The following is a 21,472-nucleotide window of genomic DNA, read 5'->3' on the forward strand; positions in this document are numbered from 1 at the left end:
GCTCCGTGTGCGTCAACGTCAGATGACTTTTTCGATCAGGCCCATCTCGTCGCTGGACATCAGCTTGTCGATGTCCACCAGGATCAGCATCCGCTCGTCCAGCGTGCCCAGCCCGATCAGGTAGTCCGTGTCCAGCACGGCACCCATCTCCGGCGCGGGCTTGATCTGCTCTGCGCTCAGCGTGATCACGTCCGACACGCTGTCCACCACCATGCCCACCACACGGCCGCCGATGTTCAGCACGATCACCACCGTGAACTGGTCGTACGTCGGCGCGCCCAGCTGGAACTTGATGCGCATGTCGATGATCGGCACGATGATTCCGCGCAGGTTCACCACGCCCTTGATGTATTCGGGCGCATTGGCAATGCGCGTCACCGCGTCGTAGCCGCGCAGCTCCTGCACCTTCTGGATGTCGATTCCGTACTCTTCCTGGCCCAGCGTGAAGGTCACGACCTCCAGCCGGCTCGAAACGGCGGACGCCGCCGCGCCGCGGTGGTTTTGTGGGGGGCGGTCATGATCTCTGTCATATAAATTCCTTCAGCTGAACTTCTGCATGATGCGAACGAGCTTCTGCCCGTACTGGGGATCGGTTGCGTAGCCGGCCTTCTGCAGGCCGTGCGCGGCTTCTGCCGGCGTGTCGGCCGCCAGCACGTTGGCGTAGCGCGGATTGCGCGTGATGAACTTGGCGTAGTCGGTAAAGGCTTCGTCGTACGAGGCGTAGGCCCTGAACTTGGCGCGCATGCGCTGCGGTTCGCCGTCCACGTATTCGGTGGTGGTGGTTTCCACCACCGGGCCCTTCCAGCTGCGGTCGGCCTTGATGCCGAACAGGTTGAAGCTCTGCGTGCCGTCGTCGGCGCGGATCTCCCGCTTGCCCCAGCCCGACTCCAGCGCGGCCTGCGCAAGGATGAGCGGCGCGGGCACGCCGCTGGCGGCGCTGGCCACCTGCGCGGAGCCGCCCATGCGCTGCACGAAACTGTCGACATTGCCTTGCAGCGATGCGACGGCGGCCGTGGCCGTGGCCGTGGCCGGACGCTCGCTGTTGCGCTGGTAGATGCTCAGGTCGACCGATGCGGCCGGCGCCCGTGCCGGCACCGGTGAAGACGGCGCCGAGCCAACGGGAATGCCCGACTGCGGCGTGAGCGCAAAACCACCGGCGCGAGGCGCGAGAGGCATGGCCTCCATGCCGCCTTCCGATTCACCGCCCGACGCGGAGGCGCGGCTGAGTTGCGCGAGCATGGCTTCGGCCAGGCCGACGCCGCGGCCCGAGAGGTTCTGCGCCAGCTGCTGGTCGAGCATCGAGAGGTAGACCTTCTCGTCGCGGTTCTCGAGCAGGCCGCTCGAAGGCGTGGCCTCGCGCATGCTCTTGAGCACCATGTTCATGAACAGCGCCTCGAACTGCCGCGACACCTGCTTCAGGCCTTCTTCAGGCGAGGTGCGAACGGTGTGGCGCAATGCATCGACGCTCTGTACGTCGAGTGCAAGGCGCTGGTCCAGCGCGCCGCTTCTGCTTTCCGTGATTGCCATGCCGGTGCTCAGATGATCTCGAGCTCGGCGCGCAGCGCGCCGGCGGATTTCATGGCCTGCAGGATGGACACCAGGTCTTGCGGATTCGCGCCCAGGCTGTTCAGGCCCTTGATCACGTCGGCCAGCGAGGCGCCGCCGCGCACCATCTGCAATGCACCGCCGCCCTGGTTGATCGAGATCTGCGAGGTTTGCCCGACCACGGTCTGCCCGCCTGCGAAGGCGTTGGGCTGGCTCACCACCGGTTCGGTGTTGATGACCACCGAGAGGTTGCCGTGCGCCACTGCGCAGTCGTTCACGCGAACCGCCTGGTTCATGACCACGGAGCCGGTGCGTGCGTTGACCACCACGCGCGCCACAGCCTGAGTGGGCGTGACCTCCAGGCTTTCGAGCTGCGCGAGGAAGCCGACGCGCTCCTGCGGCGCGGGGGCCTGCACATGGATGACGCGGGCATCGAGTGCCTGCGCGGTGCCGGGACCGAACTGCCGGTTGATGGCATCGACCGCGCGCTGCACCGTACCGAAATCGGACCGGTTGAGTTCGAGCGAGAACGTGCCTTCGCCGCCCACCGGCGCCTCGACGCCGCGCTCGACCAGCGCGCCGCCCGGAATGCGGCCCGAGCTGAGTTGGTTGATCTGGGCCTTGCTGCCGTTGGCCGATGCGCCCGCGCCGCCGACCACCATGTTGCCCTGCGCAATGGCATACACCTGCCCGTCGACACCCTTGAGCGGCGTCATGAGCAGCGTGCCGCCGCGCAGGCTCTTGGCATTGCCCATCGACGACACCGTCACGTCGATGTTCTGGCCGGGGCGCGCGAACGAAGGCAGCGTGGCCGTGACCATCACCGCCGCCACGTTCTTCAGCTGCATGTTCACGCCCTGCGGAATCGTGATGCCGAGCTGCTGCAGCATGTTGTTCAGGCTTTGCGTGGTGAACGGCGTCTGCATGGTCTGGTCGCCGGTACCGTCGAGCCCCACCATCAGGCCGTAGCCGATCAGCGGGTTGTCCCGCACGCCCTGGATGCTTGCCAGTTCTTTCAGCCGTTCCGCTTGGGCAGGTGAATGCAGGGCCATGGCGCACAGCGCCAGCAGGCCGATACGGCGCACGGTATTGCAGATGTTTTTCATGGTGCTAGAACGGCATCACGTTGAGGAAGATGCGCTGCATCCAACCCATGTGCTGCGCTTCGTCGATGTAGCCCTTGGCCGTGTATTCGATGCGTGCGTCGGCCACCAGGGTGGACGGCACGGTGTTGTTGCCCGAGACCGTGCGCGGATTCACCACGCCCGAGAACCGGATGTATTCGGTGCCCTGGTTGATGCCCATCTGCTTCTCGCCGCTGACCAGCAAGTTGCCGTTGCGCATCACGTCCACCACGGTGACCGTGATCACGCCGTTGAAGGTGTTGTTGGCGTTGGCGCCGCCCTTGGCATCGAGCTTGTTGCCGCCGGACAGCTTGGCGTCCTGCCCGTCGAGCAGCGAACCCAGCAGCTTGGGAATGCCGCCGGCAAAGTCGGCGGCCAGGCTGCCGGTGCGGCTCGCGGTTGCGCCGGAGTTCTTGCTGGCGTTGACCCGTTCGCTGATGACGATGGTCAGGATGTCGCCCACGTTGCGCGGCCTGCGGTCTTCGAACAGCGCGCTGCCGCCGGGGCCCTCCTGGAAGATCGCGCCGTTCGCGCGCCGCGGCGCAGAAGCCATGTTCTCGGCCCGCGCCGTCATCGGCTGGTGCACCAGCGGCTCCCGCGGAACCTGCGCGCAGCCCGAGGCCAGCACGGCGGCAACCGACAGCGCCAGGCGCAGGTTGAGGCGGGTCATAACTGGGCGAGGCGCTGCAGCATCTGGTCCGAGGTCTGGACCGCCTTGCTGTTGATCTCGTAGGCGCGCTGGGTGGCAATCATGTTCACGAGCTCTTCCACCACGTTGACGTTCGACGCCTCCACATAGCCCTGGCTCAGGATGCCGGCGCCGTCGATGCCGGGGTTCACCTGGTTGGGTGCGCCCGATGCGTCGGTTTCGGCATAGAGGTTCTCGCCCTTGCTCTGCAGGCCGGCCGGGTTCAGGAACGTGGCCAGCTGCAGTTGGCCGACCTGCACCGTGTTGGTGGAGCCGGCCTGCGTGATCGACACGATGCCGTCGCGGCCCACCGTGAGGCTGGTGGCATTGGCAGGCAGCGTGATGGCCGGCTGCACCGGAAAGCCGCTGGCCGTGACCAGCTGGCCGTCGCGGTCGGTCTGGAAGGAACCGTCGCGCGTGTACGAGGTGGTGCCATCGGGCATCAGCACCTGGAAGAAGCCGCCGCCGTTGATGGCAACGTCCGTGGGCTTGTCGGTCTTGGTGAGGTTGCCCTGCGAGTGGATGCGCTCGGTGGCGACCACATGCACGCCGGTGCCCACCTGCAAGCCCGAAGGCAGGCGGGTCTGGTCCGAAGTCTGGCCGCCGACCTGGCGCAGGTTCTGGTACATCAGGTCCTCGAACACGGCACGGCTTCGCTTGAAGCCCGTGGTGCCGACGTTGGCGAGGTTGTTCGACACCACGTCGAGTTGGGTCTGTTGTGCATCGAGACCGGTCTTGGCGATGTAGAGCGAGCGCATCATGGTGAAAATTCCTTGGGAGTTATGTAGGGCGCAGGCTTCAGCCGTACGCCAGCAGCTTGTTGGCCGACTGCGCGTTGTCGTCCGCGGTGCGCATCGACTTCATCTGCATTTCGAAGCTGCGGGCGTTGGCGATCATGGCCACCATGGCCTCGACGCCGTTGACGTTGCTGCCTTCGACGGCACCGGTGGTCACCGTGACGGCGGCATCGGCTTCGGCGGGCGGCAGGCCCTCGCGCATGCGAAACAGGCCGTCGGCGCCGCGCACCAGATCGACCGTAGGCGGGTTGACCAGCTTCAGCCGGCCCACTTCGGCAATGCCGATGGCCGGATCGCCGGCGCCGCGCGCCGTAACCAGGCCGTTGGCGGCAATGGATACGGCGGAGCCGGGCGGCACCACGAGTGCGCCGGCATCGCCGAGCACTGCGCGCCCGCCCATGGTGGTGAGCTGGCCTTCGGCGTTCACCTGCAGGTTGCCCACGCGGGTGTAGGCTTCGCCGCCGTCAGGCGTCTGCACCACGAGCCAGCCGTCGCCGTGCACCGCCACATCGAGTGCGCGGCCGGTTTCGGTCAGCGGACCATGGCTGAAGTCGGCACCCGGCGTGGTGGCCACCACGTAGGAGCGCGTCGACGCTTCCGGGCCGCCGTCGGTCACGGGCACTGCGCGAAAGCTGTTGATCTGCGCGCGGAATCCGGGCGTGGAGGCGTTCGCCATGTTGTTGGCGACGGAGGCTTGCTGCTCCATCGCCTGCTTGGCGCCGCTCATCGCGACATACAGCATGCGGTCCATAAGCTACTCAGCGGATGTTGATCAGCGTCTGGACGACCTGGTCCTGCGTCTTCACCGTCTGCGCGTTGGCCTGGTAGCTGCGCTGCGCGACGATGAGGTTGACGAGCTCGGAGGTCAGGTCGACGTTGGAGGCCTCGAGCGCGCCCGAAGCAAGCGAACCCTGCTTGGTGCCCGCACCCGGCGTGCCGGTGAGCGGCTGGCCCGAGGCCAGCGTTTCGGCCCAGACGTTCTCGCCCTTGGGCTCCAGGCCGTTGGGGTTGGCGAACGAGGTCAGCACGACCTGCCCCATCAGCGTGGTCTGTTCGTTGGAGAACTTGCCGGTGATGGTGCCGTCGGGGTTGATGGAGAACGAGGTCAGCGTGCCGGAGGTGTAGCCGTCCTGCTTGAGCGCGTTGATTTCGTTGGCGTTGCCGAACTGCGTGGTGCCCGACAGGTCCACCGTGGCATTGAGCGCCACCGAGCCGTTGCCGAAGTTCATCGTCGGCAGGGTGATCGAGCCGCCCGCCGGCGTGAGCAGGTTGCCGTTGCCGTCGAAGGTCATCGTGGAGATCGGCGCGCCGCCGTTGAGCGCGGCGCCGTCGGCCGCGCCGTACACGTTCCAGGCATTGGCGCCGGTTTTCACGAAGAAGACGCCGAGCTCATGCGGGCTGCCGAGCGAATCGAAGATCGGTCCGAGCGCGTTCGAATAGTTGAAGGTGTCCGAATCGGTGGGAGAGAACGGCGTCTTGGTGGGCACCGTGCCGCGCATGTCCAGGTTGAAGCGGGCTTCGATGGCGGTGGTGGCCTTCGGGTTCATGGCGGTGGTCTGAACCTGCAGCGGGCCCGGCGTGCCGCCGTCGAGGCCGCCCGTGGCGGAAACGCCATAGCCGGTGAGGCGCAGGCCGGCGGCATTGACGATGAAGCCGTCCTTGTCGCGCGTGAACTGGCCATTGCGCGAATACATCACCTCGCCGCTCGGGCTGCTGAGCCGGAAGAAGCCGTCGCCGTTGAGGATGGCGATGTCCAGCGGCCGGCTGCTGGTTTGCACCGAGCCCTGGGTGAAGTTCTGCACGATGCCCGACACCGCAACGCCGAGGCCGACGCGCGAGCCCGCATACACGTCCTGGAACGTTGCCGCGCCCGATTTGAAGCCGACGGTGTTGGAGTTGGCGATGTTGTTGCCGATGACGTCCAGGTTGGCGGCGGCTGCGGACAAGCCGCTGATACCTTGGGAAAAGCCCATGATCGAATCCTTGTTTCAGTGCGAGGAAAAAATGGAAGCGGCTCGCGGCGCCAAGGCCGCTGCCAATGAAAAACACATGCGGGAGGTACTCAGAGGAACATGCGCACATCGGCCAGGCCGATGCTGTTGCCCGACATCAGCTCGAGGGTGATGCCGTCGGCGCCTTGCTTGACTGCCGCCACTTGCGAGAAGACCAGCGAGGTGGCTTTCACGTCGGTGCCGTTGTTGCTGGCCGAAACCGTGAAGGTGTACGAACCGGGCGCTGCCACGGTGCCGTCGTCGGCCTTGCCGTCCCAGCTCACGGCGTTGACTCCTTCGGTCATCGAGCCGAGCGACATGGTGCGCACCGTGTGGCCGGCGGCATTGACGATCTTCACTTCGACCTCGCCGGCCGTGCCGGGCAGCTGCACCGCAAAGGGCACGGCCGCCGGCTCTTCGCCGGCCTTCGGTTCGGTGGTGCCGATGGTGTTGCCGGGCGACAGCACGTTGTAGCCGATGAGAGACGCCGCCTGCAGCACCTGGTTGGCACCGGTCTGGTTGACCAGGCCGTTCAGCGCCGTGTTGAGCCGCTCGATGCCGCTCACGGTGCTCATCTGCGCGAGCTGGGAGGTGAGCTCCGCGTTCTCCATCGGGTTGAGCGGGTCCTGGTTGTTGAGCTGCGTCACCAGCAGCTTCAGGAAGCGCTGTTCGCTGTCCACCTCGGAGGTATTGCCCGCGCTGGATGCGGCGGTGGCTGCGTTGAGCCCGGAGATGGAGGAAGTGTCGGAAATGGCCATGGCTTGTGTGTGGGTGTACGGGTTACTGGCCGATGCTCAGCGTCTTGACCATGAGGGTCTTGGCGGTGTTCAGCACCTCGACGTTGGCCTGGTAGTTGCGCGAGGCGGAGATCATGTTGGTCATCTCCTCGACCACGTTGACGTTGGGCATCGACACGTAGCCTTCGGGGTTCGCATGCGGGTTCTTCGGGTCGAAGACCATCTTCAGCGGCGAGGCGTCTTCAACGACGCGCGCGACCTTGACGCCGCCGATGTCCTGCTGCCCGGAGGCGGAAGACCACTTCGAACACGACCTGCTTGGCGCGGTAGGGCTTGCCGTCGGGACCGGCCACGCTTTCGGCGTTGGCGAGGTTGCTCGCGGTCACGTTCATGCGCTGCGACTGCGCGGACATGGCGGAGCCCGCCACGCTGAAGATGTTCATGGATGCGCTGGGATGCGGCATGCGTAGCTCTCCTGTGCTTATTGCGCCGCGGCGAGCAGCGACTTGATCTTGGCGCTGACGACCGTGAGGTTGGTCTCGTAGCGCAGCGCGTTGTCGGCGAAGTTGATGCGCTCGGCATCCATCTCGACGGTGTTGCCGTCGATGCTGGGCTGGCTCGGCACGCGGTACAGCAGGTCGCGGTCGGGCATCGAGGAGGCCTGGCCCTGGATGTGGCGCGACGAGGTAGCGGCCATCTGCACCGACTGCCCTCCGCGCCCCTGCTCTACCGCCTGCGTGAGGCGGCTGGCGAAGTCGAAGTCACGCGCCTTGTAGTTGGGCGTGTCCGCGTGTGCGATGTTGGCGGCCAGCACTTCCTGGCGCTGTGTCCGAAGATTGAGTGCTTCGCGGTTGAAGCGCAGTGCCGCGTCCAGCTTGTCGATCATGTGTTTCCATCATTTGTGGCATCGCGTCCCTGGCGGGCATGGCGACTGATGGAAAGCGAGTCTATGCATGCACTGCTTTCGCAATGGGCCGAACAAAGGGGCATTTGGGGTGCACTTCGAATCTTCGGATCGGGTGCGTCTTCCTAGAATTGCCAGGCACCCATGATGGAAAAACCCCACTCCCACAAGCGCCTCCTGAAGATCGTGCTGCCAGCCTTGGCGGCAGGATTTGCGGCGGCCACATCCGTTGCCGCGGCGCCACTTGAAGGCGACGCGCGCGCCGCCGTGGACAAGTTGCTGCAGGCGCAGACCGCCGGGTTGCCGGGCAAGGTCGGCATCCGCGTGGAGGCTCCGGGCTCCGGCCCGCTGCCGCCCTGCGATGCGCTCGAGGCTTTTCTGCCTCGCGGCGCGGCGGCCTGGGGCCGCGTGTCGGTCGGCCTGCGCTGCCATTCGGACCAGAAGCCATGGACCCGCTTCGTGCTGGCCCACGTCGCGGTCGAAGGGCGCTACTTCGTCGCGCTGCGGAACATCGAAACCGGAAAGGCCCTGGCCGCGGGCGACTTTGCCGCGCGCAACGGCGATCTCACCGCCCTGCCCCGCTCCGTCGTCACGGACGCCGCGGAGCTCGAAGGCGTGGTGGCGGCCAACCGCATTGCATCGGGGGCGCCGCTGCGGCGCGAACTGGTGCGCGGCGTGGCCGTGATCCAGCAGGGCCAGACGGTGAAGGTCGTTGCCGAGGGACCGGGCTACAGTGTCAGTACCGAAGCCCGGGCGATGACCAGCGCCGGGGCGGGCTCCACAGTGCGGGCCAAGACCCTGGACGGCCGCCTGGTCAGCGGCGTGGCCGACGAGGAAGGCCAGATCCGGCTGGCGCAGTAGCCGAATTCACCGCGCAATGCGCCAAGCCCTAAAGTTTTGGCCCGACCTGCCGATACACAAGGCAGCCCTTTGAGGAACCATCTTGAAAATCGATCCATCCGCCCCTTCGGCCACCCTGCTCACCCGAACCAGCAAGGGCGCATCGTCATCGCCAGCCAGCGGCACCGAGGCCGTCCAGGGCGGCAAGGACGTGGTGCAGCTCTCGTCGGGCCAGGTGCATTCGCTGCCCGACGCGCCCAACGCCGACTTCGACGCTGCGCGCGTGGCGGCCATCCGCGAGGACATCCGGGCCGGGCGCTATGAAATTCATCCCGAGCGGATCGCCCGCGGCCTGCTGAGCAGCGTGCGCGAACTGCTGCACGAAAACGGAAAGCTGTGAGCACCATGCTGGTTCACCTGCTGGCGGAGAAGTCCTGCGTGGAGGAATTCCTGGCCCTGCTCGACCAGGAAGCGGACGCTATGAAGAACGGCCGCTTCGCGGAGCTGCCCCAGCTGACCGAACGCAAGACAGGCCTGCTCGACCGCATGGCGGCACTCGACCAGGCCCGCGAGTCGGCCCAGGTCGCGCGCGGATTCGAACCCGGCCGCACGGGCGCCGATGCGGCCGCGGCTGCCGACGGCGAAGCGTCGATCGCCGCGTGGACGGCACTGGTCGAGCTTGCGGAGCAAGCCAGGGCGGACAACCGCCGCAACGGTTCGATGGTGTACAGCCAGCTGGATTTCACGCAGAACGCACTGCACTACCTGCAGGCCAGCGCCCAGCCTTTCTACGGGCCGGACGGCATCCGCAAATCCGCAAGCGGCACGGGAACCCGGCTGGCGGTCGGCTAGCCAGGGACACCAGGCAGCGGCCGCCTCGAGCGGCTCAGCCCTTGCGGGGTTTGCCCGACTTGGGCGCCTCGAACAATTCCGAAAAGAACGATGGGCCCACCTCGCCGGGCGGGTTCGCGGGCGGGCTCGGAGGGCTCGCCTCGCCGGGCGCAAGCTCCTGGAAGTCCGACGACGCGAAGTGCGGCGGAACGTAGACCCCGTGCTCGTCGCGCCTGACCAGGCCGCGGCGTTCCAGGTCCCGCATGGTCTTGTTGACCTGCATCCTGGAAAGCCCTGAATAAGAAGCGATGACCGACTGGGTGATGCGCTTGTCGTAGCCGCCGCCGGTGCCCGGGGCCAGCACCGTGAGCTCATGCAGGATGCGGCTGATAAGCCGCTCGGACGAGGCCGAGGAAATCTGCCGGATCTGCCTGCGCAGCACCGTGGTGCGCTTCATCACCACTTCGAGCAGCCCCATGGTCACGGCAGGGTGCCGCTCGCACAGGGCGCGCAGCTCCAGCGTGGGCACAAGGTAGAGAGAGGTGGGCAATGCCGCAATCAGCATGGCGCCGGGCTGGTAGCGCTCCTCGATGGGGGCGGCATTCAGGAAGAGATCGTCCTGGCGGATGAAGTCGGTGGTGACATCGCCGCTGTCTTCGCTGCCTTGCACCACCACCCGCAGCAGGCCGGTGGCAACGCAGTACACACGGTCGGTCCAGTCATCCGCACCCAGCACGACCTCGTTTCGGCGGTAGGAACGAAGTTCGATGCGCTGGACAAACGCTGCCCGTTCTTCCTGGGGAACGCTGGCAATAAGAGGATGCAAATACATCTATACCGTCCGTGGGCCGTCTTGCCAATGCATGCTCAAGGCAGTTTGCCCAAAATCGTTCTCAAGTGTGAAAAATTACCACTCCAATTAATATATTAACCTAAGTAACATCTTGACACGCAACGCGTAACAATTGTTTCCCTACTGACCTATTTCCGCCAACTTTTCGAGACTGTCCACTGACTTGTAGCGCAGGCCGCGACAAGCACTGCGTAGGTGAGCATCGCGCCATCGCGACCAGAAAAGACCAGCCCGCCCACAAGCGCCAGCACCCCCACGCCGAAGTTGATTGCCCCCTGGACCCACCAGGATGGCGCACCTGCCGCCCGGCGGCCGAAAACCCGGCCCGCCAGCGCGCACATGAACCCGACGGCCAGGGCAGGCGCCACGAAGTTGAGCAGGTGGTTGAGTAGATCCAAGAGGGACATGGAGGGGGAAAGTAAAGGGAGGAGTCGAGGCGAGGACCGCCAGATAAAGCCAAGGGCGCCCGCGGCGCCCTTTCGTGTTGCTGGTTATGCGGCAAACCCCTCGGCAGCCGCGCAGCTCCTGCTGATTTTATAATCAGGAGATATGTCAGTCTGGACCCTCGGGTTGAACCACACGACCGCGCCGCTCGATCTGCGCGGTCGTTTCGCGTTCGCGCTCGATCAGTTGGCCCCCACGCTGCAGAGTTTGCGCAGTTCGTTCGCCTCCGGCCGCCATCCGCAGGTCGAGGCCGCGATCATCTCGACCTGCAACCGCACCGAGATCTATTGCGCCGCCGAGCACGCCGCGCTCGACCACACGGTCGGCTGGCTGGCGGAAAACGGCGGCGTGGCACCGGCGCTGCTGCGCTCGCACTCCTACACGCTGCACGACGACGAAGCTGCGCGCCATGCGTTCCGCGTGGCCAGCGGGCTCGACTCCATGGTGCTGGGCGAAGCGCAGATCCTCGGCCAGATGAAAGATGCCGTGCGCGCGGCCGAAACCGCCGGCGCACTCGGCAGCACGCTCAACCAGCTGTTCCAGCGTTCCTTCGCGGTCGCGAAAGAAGTGCGTACCGCCACCGAGATCGGCGCGCATTCCATCAGCATGGCGGCTGCCGCGGTCCGGCTGGCCGGGCAGCTCTTCGAAGACCTGCACCAGACGCGCGTGCTGTTCGTGGGCGCGGGCGAAATGATCGACCTGGCCGCGACGCACTTCGCGGCCAAGGACCCGAAGTCCATTGCCATTGCCAACCGCACGCTGGAGCGCGGTGAAAAGCTGGCTTCGCGCTTCGGCGGCGAGGCGATGCGGCTGGCCGACCTGCCGAGCCGGCTTGCGGAATTCGACATCGTGGTGAGCTGCACCGCGAGCACGCTGCCCATCATCGGCCTGGGCGCCGTGGAGCGCGCGCTGAAGGCCCGCAAGCACCGCCCGATGTTCATGGTCGACCTGGCGGTGCCGCGCGACATCGAGCCCGAAGTGAAAGCGCTCGAAGACATCTATCTCTACACCGTGGACGATCTCGCCCAGGTGGTGCAGCAGGGCCAGGCCAACCGGCAGGCGGCGGTGGCGCAGGCCGAGGTCATCATCGACGCCGGCGTGCAAAGCTTCATGCACTGGCTACGCCAGCGCGGCACGGTGCCGCTCATTCAGCAGCTCAACGCCCAGACCGACGAGTGGCGCGCCGCCGAGATGGCCCGCGCGCGCAAGCTGCTGGCCAAGGGCGAATCGGTCGATGCGGTGCTCGAGGCCATGTCGCGCGGTCTCACGCAGAAGATGCTGCACGGCGCGCTGGCCGAACTGCATGCGGGCGACGCGGCTTCGCGCGAGCAGACGGCCCAGACGATTTCGCGGCTCTTCCTGCGCAAAGAGCGTTAGCGACGCTTGCCGCCGCCGGCCCGGCCTGGTTGCCGCGGCCATCCCGCGCCTTGCCGCCGCGAGCCGCGCTCCCTCCTTCTTTTTCGGCCCCTCTCGACGTGAAACCTTTTCTGCGCCACCAACTCGAGCGCTACGCGCAGCGCCTCGGCGAACTCGACTTCCTGCTGTCGCGCGAAGACATCATGAGCGACATGGCGCAGTACCGCACCATCTCGCGCGAGCATGCCGAAATCACGCAGATTGCGGGCCGCTTCGAACGCTACAAGCAGCGCGAAGCCGACATTGCCGGCGCGCGCGAAATGCTCGACGACCCCGACATGGCCGAGATGGCGCGGGAAGAAATCGCGGGTGCCGAGGCCGAGCTGACCCAACTCGAGGAAGAACTGCAGCGCCTGCTGCTGCCCAAGGACCCGGACGATGCGCGCAACGCATTCCTCGAAATCCGTGCCGGCACTGGCGGTGACGAATCGGCGCTGTTCGCTGGCGACCTGCTGCGCATGTACACGCGCTATTGCGAGCGCGCCGGCTGGCGCTGCGAGGTGGTGAGCGAGAGCGAAAGCGAGCTCGGCGGCTACAAGGAAGTGGTGATCCGCATCGTCGGCGACGACGTGTTCGGGCACCTGCGCTTCGAGTCGGGCGGCCACCGCGTGCAGCGCGTGCCGGCCACCGAAACCCAAGGCCGCATCCACACCAGCGCCTGCACGGTGGCCGTGCTGGCCGAGCCCGACGAAACGGTGGCGGTGCAGATCAACCCGGCCGACCTGCGCATCGATACCTACCGCGCTAGCGGCGCCGGCGGCCAGCACATCAACAAGACCGATTCGGCGGTGCGCATCACGCACATTCCGACCGGCATCGTGGCCGAGTGCCAGGACGACCGCAGCCAGCACCGCAACAAGGCCAAGGCGCTGCAGGTGCTCTCCGCGCGCATCCAGGAGAAGGAGCGCAGCGAGCGCGCCGCCAAGGATGCGGCCATGCGCAAGGGCCTGATCGGCAGCGGCGACCGCTCGGACCGCATTCGCACCTACAACTTTCCGCAGGGCCGGCTCACCGACCACCGCATCAATCTCACGCTCTACAAGCTGCTGGCGATCATGGAGGGCGACCTCGGCGACGTGCTGGACGCCCTGCGCGCGGCGCGCGAGGCCGAGCAGCTGGCCGAGCTCGAATCGAGCCTGCCGGCGTGACGATGACGACTGCCACCGCGCCGTCCACCGTGGCGCAGGCGCTGGCTGCGGCGGTGGCGCTGGGCATCGACAGGCTCGATGCCCAGTTGCTGCTGCTCCATGCGCTGGGCCGCGCGCCGCACGACCGCGCGTGGCTGCTGGCGCACGACACCGATGCGATGTCCGATGCGGCGTGGTCCATGCTCTCGGAACGGCTGTCGCGCCGGCGGAAGGGCGAGCCGGTGGCCTACCTGCTCGGCGAAAAGGAATTTCACGGCCTCTCGCTGCAAGTGGACGCGCGGGTGCTGGTGCCGCGCCCCGACACCGAAACGCTGGTCGAGTGGGCCCTGGAATGCCTCGAAGGCCGTGATGCCCCGCGCGTGCTCGACCTGGGCACCGGCAGCGGGGCCATCGCGCTGGCGCTGCAGCATGCGCGGCCGGACGCGCAGGTCGACGCGGTCGATGCCAGCGCCGACGCACTGGCCGTCGCCCAGGCCAATGCCGAGCGCCTCGGCCTTCCGGTGCGGTTCAGCCAGGCGAACTGGCTGGAGGGCGCGGCCCACGGCTACACGGTCATTGCCAGCAATCCGCCTTACATCGCCATCGACGATCCGCATCTGCCCGCGCTGCGGCACGAGCCCCCGGCCGCGCTGGTTGCAGGGGCCGACGGGCTCGACGACATCCGCCAGATCGTGCAGAACGCGCCCTCACACCTCGCAGAAGGCGGCTGGCTGCTGCTGGAACACGGCCATGACCAGGCCGCGGCCGTGCGCCAGTTGCTGGAAACACGCGGTTTCGCGGAAGTCCAAAGCCGCGATGACCTTGCCGGCATCGCGCGCTGTTCCGGCGGAATCTGGCGCCCGGTGAAATAATCCCCTCAAGCCCACTTTTTCAGGAGTCCCCATGTCCGACGCTCAACAACGCATCGACGATCTCGTCAAGACCAACGACCTCGTGCTCTTCATGAAGGGCAACGCGAGCTTTCCGATGTGCGGCTTTTCCGGCCGTGCCATCCAGATCCTCAAGGCGGTCGGCGTCGACACCAAGACGCTCAAGACGGTCAACGTGCTCGAAGACGACGGCATCCGCCAGGGCATCAAGGAATACAGCAACTGGCCGACGATTCCCCAGCTCTACGTGAAGGGCGAATTCGTGGGCGGCTCGGACATCATGATGGAGATGTACGAATCGGGCGAGCTGCAGCAAGTGCTGGGCGGCAGCAACCCCGCCTGATTCTTTTCAGGCCCGCCATGAGCCACGACCACGACGGCCACTCGCACGATGGCGCTCCGGCGCCGGCGTGGAAGCACGACGGCGTGCGCGTGGTCGCGGCCAACCAGCTCGACGTCAACACGGCCCAGACGCCCGGCATGAACCGGGCGGCAGCCATCAACTTTGCCCGCGTCGGTGCGCAGAAGCTGTGGGCCGGCACCGTCACCATCCATGCCGATGCCAAGACCGGCGCGCATCACCACGGGCCTCTCGAATCGGTGATCTATGTCGTGCGCGGCCGCGCGCGCATGCGCTGGGGAGAAAAGCTCGAGTTCACGGCCGAAGCCGGACCGGGCGACTTCATCTACGTGCCGCCCTACGTGCCGCACCAGGAAATCAACGCCAGCGCGACCGAGCCGCTCGAGTGCGTGCTGTGCCGCAGCGACGGCGAGGCCGTGGCCGTCAATCTCGACATCGAGCCGGTGGAAAAACCGGAATCGGTGCTCTGGGTCGATCCGACGCACCCGCACGGCGGGATGTAGGCTCTCCCCGGCTGCGCGCACTGCGTGTCGCTTCTCCCTTCCCCTTTCCGGGGGCAACACCGGCGGCCCGGCAAAGCCGGTTCCGCAGTGTTCGCTGGAACGTGCCCGGGCCATGGCACCATGGCACTCTTCGAAGTGCCACCATGACCCTGACCCAAAGCCTGCTCATCATCGTCTTTCTGATCGCGATGAGCGCATTCTTCTCACTTGCCGAGATCACTCTTGCCGCGTCGCGGCGCCTGCGCCTGCGCCAGATGGCCGACGACGGCGACCCGCGGGCCGAGCGCGTGCTGCGCGTGCAGGAGCAGCCGGGCCACTACTTCACGGTGGTGCAGATCGGCCTCAACGCGGTGGCCATTCTCGGCGGCGTGGTGGGTGAGGGCTCGCTCAGCCCGTACTTCGCGCGCTTCTTCGAGAACTGGATGAGTGTGGAAGCCTCGGCGAACGTGGCTTTCCTGTGCTCGTTCGTGATCGTCATCGCGGTGTTCCTGGTTTTCGCCGACCTGTTTCCCAAGCGGCTGGGCATGAGCAACCCGGAGCACATCGCCGTGCGCATGGTCGGGCCGATGCTGCTGCTGATCACGGCGTTCAAGCCGCTGGTGTGGCTGTTCACCCGTTCGACTGACATGCTCTTCAAGGTGCTGGGCATGCCGCTCGTGCGCGACGACAAGATCACCTCGGCCGACATCCTGGCCATGACCGAGGCCGGCGCGCGCGCGGGCGTGCTCGCGGTGCGCGAGCAACAGGTGATCGCCAATGTGTTCGAACTGGACACGCGCCTGGTGAGCAGCGTAATGACGGTGCGCGACAACATCGCCTGGTTTCTGCACGACGACCCGGAGTCGGTGCTGCGCGCGCGCATCGTGGCCGAGCCTTTCTCTGCCTACCCGGTGTGCGACGGCGACATCGACCACGTGCTCGGGTATGTCGATGCGAAGGACATGTTCCAGCGCGTGCTGAGCGGGCAGCCGCTGGCCTTCGACAAGGGGCTGCCGCTGCACAAGGCGTTGGTCATCCCCGACCGGCTGTCGCTCACCGAAGTGCTCGAGCAGTTCCAGCAGGCGCATGAAGACTTCGCGATCATCGTCAACGAGTACAGCCTGGTGGTGGGCGTGATCACGCTGAACGACGTGATGAGCACGGTGATGGGCGATCTGGTGTCGCTGCCGGACGAAGAGCAGATCGTGAAGCGCGACGAGAATTCGTGGCTGATCGACGGCGTGACACCGATCCAGGATGTGCAGCGTGCCTTGCACATCGACGAGCTGCCGCATTCGGACGAATACGAAACCCTGGCGGGCTTCCTGATGGTGATGCTGCGCCGCGTGCCCAAGCGCACCGACAGCGTGAGCTGGGGCGGCTACACCTTCGAGGTGATGGACGTCGACAGCTACCGCATCGACCAGGTGATGGTCACACGCACTTAGCTCGCCCCCAGTCTTCGCGCAGTGATCAGGCGGCTGCGCGGTCTCTCTCCACGAAGGTCCAGAGGCGCTGGTTGGCAAACACGGCGTTGGGGTACGGCGACTTGCCGCGGCTGCCGTTGTAGCGGCCGAGGGTCATGTACAGGTCGCCCTTCTCGCGGTCGAGATAGTGGCGCAGGATGACGCAGCCGAAGCGCAGGTTGGTCTGCATGTGGAACAGCTTGGCGGGGTCGCTGTCGCCGATCACGCGGGTCCAGAACGGCATGACCTGCATGTAGCCCCGCGCACCGGCGCTGGACACCGCGAACTTGCGGAAGTTGCTCTCGACCTGGATGAGCCCCAGCACCAGGCTCACGTCGAGGCCGGAGCGCTTGGCTTCATACCAGACGGTCTGCAGGAACTCCTTGCGCGTGGGCCAGTCGGCAATCTTCTTCTTGAGGCGCTCGCTCATTTCGCCGAGCCAGCGCAGATAGTTCAAGCGGGCTTCGGTGCTCGAAAACTCGGGAACCGGCGGCGCCTTGTTGTGGATGGCCGAACTCAGCGCGGTGCGCACCGAGTCGATCAGCGGCTCTTCGATCTGCGCGCCGGCGTGGGCGGCCTGCGGCAGCGACAGCGCCGCCAAGGCACCCGCCGCCGCGGCGACGCCCAGGCACTGGCGTCGCGAGAGGCCGCCCTCCACGCTCATTTCGCGAGCTTGCCGGTGATGAACTCGGCGATGCCGGCGGCCGGCACCTTGGTGGCCGCGGTGTCGCGTCGATGCTGGTATTCCAGCTGGCCTTCCTTGAGGCCGCGGTCGGAAATGACCACGCGGTGCGGCACGCCGATCAGCTCCCAGTCGGCGAACATCGCGCCCGGGCGTTCGCCCCGGTCGTCAAGCAGCACGTCGACACCGGCTGCGAGCAGCTGCTCGTAGAGTGCCTCGGCGGCTACCTTGACCTCGGGGCTGCGGTCCATGCCGATGGGGCAGACCACCACGGTGAACGGCGCCAGCGCGTCCGGCCAGATGATGCCGCGCTCGTCGTGGTTCTGCTCGATGGCGGCGGCGGGCAGGCGCGTGATGCCGATGCCGTAGCAGCCCATCTCGAGAAACTGCGGCTTACCGGCTTCGTCAAGATAGGTGGCGCTCATGTCCTTGCTGTACTTGGTGCCGAGCACGAACACGTGGCCGACCTCGATGCCGCGCTCGATGGCGAGCACGCCCTTGCCGTCGGGTGAAGCGTCGCCCGCCACCACGTTGCGCAGGTCGGCCACGAGCTCGGGCTCGGGCAGGTCGCGGCCCCAGTTGACGCCGGTCATGTGAAAGTCGATCTCATTGGCGCCGGTGATCCAGTCGGCCATGACGGCAACTTCGCGGTCTGCCACGAGCTTGACGGCCTTCTTGAGGTTCAGCGGGCCCAGGTAGCCGGGCTTGCAGCCGAAGTGGTCTTCGATCTCGGCCAGGGTCGCGAAGCGGAAGCCCTTGTCCAGGCCCGGCACCTTGCTGACCTTGATCTCGTTCATGTCGTGGTCGCCGCGCAGGAGCAGCAGCCACACCTGCGAGCCCTTCAGGTTGCCGGCCTCGTCGACGATGTCGGTTGCCAGCACCAGCGACTTGACCGTGGTCGAGAGCGGCACGCCGAGCAGCTCGGCCACGTCGGCGCAGGTGCTCTTGCCGGGGGTGGACGTTTTCTCGAGCGACTTGGCCGCGGCCGGGCGCGGGCCGGCCGGGGGCAGCGCCTCGGCCTTTTCCATGTTGGCGGCGTAATTGCTCTCGGGGCAATAGACGATGGCGTCTTCGCCGGTGGCGGCAATCACCTGGAACTCTTCGCTCAGGTCGCCGCCAATGGCGCCGCTGTCGGCCGCCACGGCACGGTAGCGCAGGCCAAAGCGGTCGAAGATGCGGCGATACGCATCGGCCATGACCTGGTAGCTGGCCTTGGCGGCGTCCAGGTCGCGGTCGAAGCTGTAGGCGTCCTTCATGATGAACTCGCGGCCACGCATGAGGCCGAAGCGCGGACGGCGCTCATCACGGAACTTGGTCTGGATCTGATAGAAATTCTTCGGCAGCTGCTTGTAGCTGCGGATTTCCTGGCGCGCGATGTCGGTCACCACTTCTTCGCTGGTCGGCTGAATCACGAAGTCGCGGTCATGCCGGTCCTTGATGCGCAGCAGCTCGGGGCCCATCTTGTCGAAGCGGCCGGTCTCCTGCCAGAACTCGGCCGGCTGCACCACGGGCATCGTGAGCTCGACGGCGCCGGCGCGGTTCATTTCCTCGCGCACGATGGCCTCGACCTTGCGGATCACACGCAGGCCCATGGGCATGTACGTATAGATGCCGGTGCCGAGCTTCTTGATCATGCCGGCGCGCATCATGAGCCGATGGCTCGCGACTTCGGCGTCGGCCGGCGCTTCCTTGAGGGTGGAGACAAAAAATCGGGAAGCTTTCATCGGGGATCGCGCTGGTGGATTCAAAGTCGTAGGGAAAACAGGCGCCGGGAGAGACCTCCGGGAACCCGTGAGCCTCGAACTGGCCGCTTGCCGAGCGCAACCCGGCATGCATAATCGACTCAGTTCAAAAATTGGGGTTTGATTATGCTCGACCGGGACGGCTTCAGGCCCAACGTCGGCATCATCCTGCTCAACCAGAGAAACCAGGTTTTCTGGGGCAAACGCATTCGCACGCATTCCTGGCAGTTTCCGCAAGGCGGCATAGACCGCGGGGAAAGTCCCGAACAAGCCATGTTCCGGGAACTGCACGAGGAAGTCGGGCTCCATCCGGAGCACGTGCGCATCGTGGCCCGTACCCGTGACTGGTTGCGCTACGAGGTGCCGGATCGGTTCATTCGCCGTGACGCACGGGGCCACTACAAGGGCCAGAAGCAAATCTGGTATTTGCTGCAATTGATCGGTCACGACTGGGACTTGAACCTGCGTGCGACCGACCACCCCGAGTTCGACGCCTGGCGATGGCACGATTACTGGGTGCCGCTCGATGTGGTCGTCGAATTCAAACGCGGCGTCTACGAGATGGCACTGACCGAGCTCGCTCGCTACCTGCCGCGGCAGGATTTCCGCAACCGTTTTCTGCGCAGCAATGTGCGCGCGCGAGAGTTCGAGCGCCACACGCCAGACGGCGGCGCGCCCGCGGGCCTGGACCTGCCGCCCGGCGGCAGTTTCGATCCGCATCCCGACATTCCTTCAGTGAGCGATGAACCTTCTTCTCCCGACAACAAAGCGCCTTTCCTTCCGTCGCAACGCTGAACGCGCCCTGCTTCTCCTGTGCGTGGCCGTGCTTGCCGGATGCGCATCGGGCAAGCACGACACCGACAACCCCGACTGGGCGCAGTCCGGCATGCCGCCGCCGCCCAAGCGGACCGAGGCGGACACCGAGTGGGCGGAAACCACGGCGCCACCGCCGCCCGCATTCAGCGAGAGCCGTCTGCTGCCGATCGAGATGCCTCCCTACATGACGCTGAAGTTCGGCGTCGATCCGAACACCATCGCCATCACGCCGGACGGCATCGTGCGCTACGTGGTGGTGGCGCAGAACCGCAACGGCGGGGGCGCCAACGCGTTCTACGAAGGCGTGCGCTGTTCGACCGCGGAGATGAAGAGCTATGCCCGCTACAACAACGGGACCTGGCAGGAAACCAAGACGCCCGAGTGGAAGCGCATCGACGACCTGAACTCGCGCTACGCGAAGGCACTGTCGACCCAGGCGCTGTGCCGCGGCAATGCGCCGCGCAATTCGGTCGGGGACATGGTGCGAAACCTGCGCAATCCGGTTCGCGAAGTTCAGTGAAACAGTAACGGGGCCTTGGGCCCCGTTTTTCATCAGCTCGGCATCAACACCATGTTGTCGCGGTGCACCATCTCTGGCTCCGCAACATAGCCCAGCAAGCGCTCGAACTCCGATGAGGGCTTGCGGCACAGCAGGCGGGCTTCGACGCTCGAGTAGTTCGCCAGGCCGCGGGCCAGCTCGACGCCGTCGGTGTCGCGCACGGCAATCACATCGCCGCGCGAAAACTCACCCGAGACGCCCGTCATGCCGATGGGCAGCAGGCTCTTGCCTTCTGCGCGCACCTTGCCCGCGGCGCCGGCATCGACGGTCACGGAGCCGCGCAGCTGCAGGTGGTCGGCCATCCAGCGCTTGCGGGCCTGGTGCTTGGCCGTCTGTGCAACCAGCAGCGTGCCAATCGGTTCACCGCGTGCCAGGCGCAGCAGGGCGTCGGGTTCGCGGCCCCAGGCAATCACGGTGGAAGCGCCGGAGCCGGCGGCGCGCTTGGCCGCCAGGATCTTCGTGATCATGCCGCCGCGGCCGAGGCTGGAGCCCGCTCCGCCCGCCATGGCTTCGAGCGCGGGATCGCCCGCCGCCGCCTCGTGCACGAACTTGGCGTCCGGGTCCTTGCGCGGATCGGCGGTGAAGAGGCCCTTCTGGTCGGTGAGGATGACGAGCGCATCGGCCTCGACCAGGTTGGCGACGAGTGCGCCGAGCGTGTCGTTGTCGCCGAACTTGATCTCGTCGTTGACGACGGTGTCGTTCTCGTTGATGACCGGCACCACGCCGAGCCTCAGCAGCGTGACGAGCGTAGAGCGTGCATTGAGATAGCGCTCGCGGTCGGCGAGGTCGGCATGGGTCAGCAGCACCTGCGCGCTGCCCATTTCGTTCTCGCGCAGCTTGGTCTCGTACATCTGGGCCAGGCCCATCTGCCCGACGGCGGCGGCCGCCTGGAGCTCGTGCACCTCGTGCGGCCGGGTGCGCCAGCCAAGGCGTTTCATGCCTTCGGCAATGGCGCCGCTCGACACCATCACGACCTCTCGCCCATCGCGCACCAGCGCCGCAAGCTGGCGGCACCATTCGCCGATGGCGCCCTCGTCCAAGCCCCGTCCTTCGTTGGTAACGAGGCTCGAGCCCACCTTGACGACGATTCGGCGGGCGTCCCGCAATGCAGTGGATCCGGAATTCGAGGTCATTTGAGGCTGTGGCGGTCGGTCTTGAAAGCTGCTTGTTCTGCTAT

25 protein-coding genes and 1 pseudogene are annotated in these 21,472 nt (G+C 66.3%); 11 read left to right on the forward strand and 15 right to left on the reverse strand.

Translation table 11 applies throughout. The features are described from left to right. Positions 1-18: 18 nt before the first annotated feature. The 10 genes and pseudogenes from M0765_RS03805 to flgB form a co-directional block, all read right to left on the reverse strand. Positions 19-462 carry a chemotaxis protein CheW gene (locus tag M0765_RS03805; RefSeq protein WP_258508107.1) on the reverse strand — a complete coding sequence of 148 codons (444 nt, stop codon included), beginning with the start codon at positions 460-462 and terminating at the stop codon, positions 19-21. Positions 463-540: 78 nt separating this feature from the next. Further along, entirely contained in the window at positions 541-1,527 is a 987-nt protein-coding gene (gene flgJ, locus M0765_RS03810) for a flagellar assembly peptidoglycan hydrolase FlgJ (RefSeq protein ID WP_258502131.1), read from the reverse strand. 8 nt (positions 1,528-1,535) lie between these two features. Further along, the gene (locus tag M0765_RS03815) at positions 1,536-2,651 is read right to left on the reverse strand and encodes a flagellar basal body P-ring protein FlgI (protein WP_446751535.1); all 1,116 of its coding nucleotides are present in this window, start codon (positions 2,649-2,651) and stop codon (positions 1,536-1,538) included. A gap of 4 nt (positions 2,652-2,655) precedes the next feature. Next, positions 2,656-3,339, reverse strand: a complete 684-nt coding sequence (locus tag M0765_RS03820; RefSeq protein WP_258502132.1) for a flagellar basal body L-ring protein FlgH — start codon at positions 3,337-3,339, stop codon at positions 2,656-2,658. Beyond that, on the reverse strand, positions 3,336-4,118 hold the full coding sequence (gene flgG, locus M0765_RS03825; protein ID WP_126746958.1) for a flagellar basal-body rod protein FlgG: 783 nt from the start codon (positions 4,116-4,118) through the stop codon (positions 3,336-3,338). Before flgG ends, M0765_RS03820 begins: the two co-directional genes overlap by 4 nt. Before the next feature lie 37 nt (positions 4,119-4,155). Continuing rightward, entirely contained in the window at positions 4,156-4,905 is a 750-nt protein-coding gene (locus tag M0765_RS03830; protein WP_258502134.1) for a flagellar basal body rod protein FlgF, read from the reverse strand. Positions 4,906-4,912: 7 nt separating this feature from the next. Continuing rightward, on the reverse strand, positions 4,913-6,127 hold the full coding sequence (flgE, locus tag M0765_RS03835; protein WP_258502135.1) for a flagellar hook protein FlgE: 1,215 nt from the start codon (positions 6,125-6,127) through the stop codon (positions 4,913-4,915). Between the two features lie 89 nt (positions 6,128-6,216). Continuing rightward, positions 6,217-6,903 (reverse strand): flagellar hook assembly protein FlgD, encoded by a 687-nt coding sequence (locus M0765_RS03840; RefSeq protein WP_258502136.1) that lies wholly within the window; start codon positions 6,901-6,903, stop codon positions 6,217-6,219. A 22-nt stretch (positions 6,904-6,925) separates the two neighbouring features. Further along, positions 6,926-7,325: pseudogene (gene flgC, locus M0765_RS03845) on the reverse strand (flagellar basal body rod protein FlgC). 38 nt (positions 7,326-7,363) lie between these two features. Next, positions 7,364-7,768 (reverse strand): flagellar basal body rod protein FlgB, encoded by a 405-nt coding sequence (gene flgB, locus M0765_RS03850; RefSeq protein WP_258502137.1) that lies wholly within the window; start codon positions 7,766-7,768, stop codon positions 7,364-7,366. A 165-nt stretch (positions 7,769-7,933) separates the two neighbouring features. On the opposite strand from flgB, the gene flgA reads away from it, so the two are divergent. The 3 genes from flgA (at position 7,934) to M0765_RS03865 (ending at position 9,478) form a co-directional block, all read left to right on the forward strand. Beyond that, the gene (gene flgA / locus M0765_RS03855) at positions 7,934-8,647 is read left to right on the forward strand and encodes a flagellar basal body P-ring formation chaperone FlgA (RefSeq protein WP_258502138.1); all 714 of its coding nucleotides are present in this window, start codon (positions 7,934-7,936) and stop codon (positions 8,645-8,647) included. Between the two features lie 82 nt (positions 8,648-8,729). Further along, the gene (flgM, locus tag M0765_RS03860) at positions 8,730-9,026 is read left to right on the forward strand and encodes a flagellar biosynthesis anti-sigma factor FlgM (protein ID WP_157615518.1); all 297 of its coding nucleotides are present in this window, start codon (positions 8,730-8,732) and stop codon (positions 9,024-9,026) included. A gap of 5 nt (positions 9,027-9,031) precedes the next feature. Beyond that, on the forward strand, positions 9,032-9,478 hold the full coding sequence (locus tag M0765_RS03865) for a flagella synthesis protein FlgN (RefSeq protein WP_258508109.1): 447 nt from the start codon (positions 9,032-9,034) through the stop codon (positions 9,476-9,478). Between the two features lie 34 nt (positions 9,479-9,512). Here the strand turns inward: M0765_RS03865 and M0765_RS03870 are convergent, their stop codons facing one another. Next, a complete protein-coding gene (locus tag M0765_RS03870; protein WP_258502139.1) occupies positions 9,513-10,289 on the reverse strand; it encodes a Crp/Fnr family transcriptional regulator in 777 nt (258 codons plus the stop codon). A 149-nt stretch (positions 10,290-10,438) separates the two neighbouring features. Beyond that, the gene (locus M0765_RS03875; protein ID WP_258502140.1) at positions 10,439-10,717 is read right to left on the reverse strand and encodes a hypothetical protein; all 279 of its coding nucleotides are present in this window, start codon (positions 10,715-10,717) and stop codon (positions 10,439-10,441) included. A gap of 142 nt (positions 10,718-10,859) precedes the next feature. On the opposite strand from M0765_RS03875, the gene hemA reads away from it, so the two are divergent. The 6 genes from hemA to M0765_RS03905 all read left to right on the forward strand — a co-directional run bounded on the left by hemA (position 10,860) and on the right by M0765_RS03905 (position 16,478). Then, complete coding sequence (gene hemA, locus M0765_RS03880) at positions 10,860-12,131, forward strand: glutamyl-tRNA reductase (protein WP_157615526.1); 1,272 nt, start codon at positions 10,860-10,862, stop codon at positions 12,129-12,131. A 98-nt stretch (positions 12,132-12,229) separates the two neighbouring features. Further along, complete coding sequence (gene prfA, locus M0765_RS03885; RefSeq protein ID WP_258502141.1) at positions 12,230-13,318, forward strand: peptide chain release factor 1; 1,089 nt, start codon at positions 12,230-12,232, stop codon at positions 13,316-13,318. Positions 13,319-13,320: 2 nt separating this feature from the next. Beyond that, positions 13,321-14,169 (forward strand): peptide chain release factor N(5)-glutamine methyltransferase, encoded by an 849-nt coding sequence (gene prmC / locus M0765_RS03890; RefSeq protein ID WP_258508112.1) that lies wholly within the window; start codon positions 13,321-13,323, stop codon positions 14,167-14,169. Between the two features lie 31 nt (positions 14,170-14,200). Then, complete coding sequence (grxD, locus tag M0765_RS03895; RefSeq protein ID WP_124960760.1) at positions 14,201-14,530, forward strand: Grx4 family monothiol glutaredoxin; 330 nt, start codon at positions 14,201-14,203, stop codon at positions 14,528-14,530. 17 nt (positions 14,531-14,547) lie between these two features. Continuing rightward, complete coding sequence (locus M0765_RS03900; RefSeq protein WP_258502143.1) at positions 14,548-15,051, forward strand: cupin domain-containing protein; 504 nt, start codon at positions 14,548-14,550, stop codon at positions 15,049-15,051. Between the two features lie 143 nt (positions 15,052-15,194). Further along, positions 15,195-16,478, forward strand: coding sequence for a hemolysin family protein (locus tag M0765_RS03905; protein ID WP_258502144.1), 1,284 nt, complete (start codon positions 15,195-15,197; stop codon positions 16,476-16,478). 25 nt (positions 16,479-16,503) lie between these two features. Here the strand turns inward: M0765_RS03905 and M0765_RS03910 are convergent, their stop codons facing one another. Further along, a complete protein-coding gene (locus tag M0765_RS03910; RefSeq protein WP_258502145.1) occupies positions 16,504-17,160 on the reverse strand; it encodes a lytic transglycosylase domain-containing protein in 657 nt (218 codons plus the stop codon). Further along, positions 17,157-18,902, reverse strand: coding sequence for a proline--tRNA ligase (locus tag M0765_RS03915; protein ID WP_258502147.1), 1,746 nt, complete (start codon positions 18,900-18,902; stop codon positions 17,157-17,159). The genes M0765_RS03910 and M0765_RS03915 overlap by 4 nt, the downstream gene beginning before the upstream one ends. Positions 18,903-19,046: 144 nt before the next feature. Between M0765_RS03915 and M0765_RS03920 the strand changes: the two genes are divergently transcribed. Together M0765_RS03920 and M0765_RS03925 are read left to right on the forward strand one after the other, a co-directional pair. Then, the gene (locus M0765_RS03920) at positions 19,047-19,715 is read left to right on the forward strand and encodes an RNA pyrophosphohydrolase (protein WP_126747149.1); all 669 of its coding nucleotides are present in this window, start codon (positions 19,047-19,049) and stop codon (positions 19,713-19,715) included. Next, a complete protein-coding gene (locus M0765_RS03925; protein ID WP_258502148.1) occupies positions 19,663-20,256 on the forward strand; it encodes a CNP1-like family protein in 594 nt (197 codons plus the stop codon). The genes M0765_RS03920 and M0765_RS03925 overlap by 53 nt, the downstream gene beginning before the upstream one ends. Positions 20,257-20,288: 32 nt before the next feature. Here the strand turns inward: M0765_RS03925 and proB are convergent, their stop codons facing one another. Beyond that, positions 20,289-21,428, reverse strand: coding sequence for a glutamate 5-kinase (gene proB / locus M0765_RS03930; RefSeq protein ID WP_258502150.1), 1,140 nt, complete (start codon positions 21,426-21,428; stop codon positions 20,289-20,291). Between the last annotated feature and the right edge of the window lie 44 nt (positions 21,429-21,472).

The organism is Variovorax sp. S12S4, assembly GCF_023195515.1.
Classification (GTDB): Bacteria; Pseudomonadota; Gammaproteobacteria; order Burkholderiales; family Burkholderiaceae_C; genus Variovorax.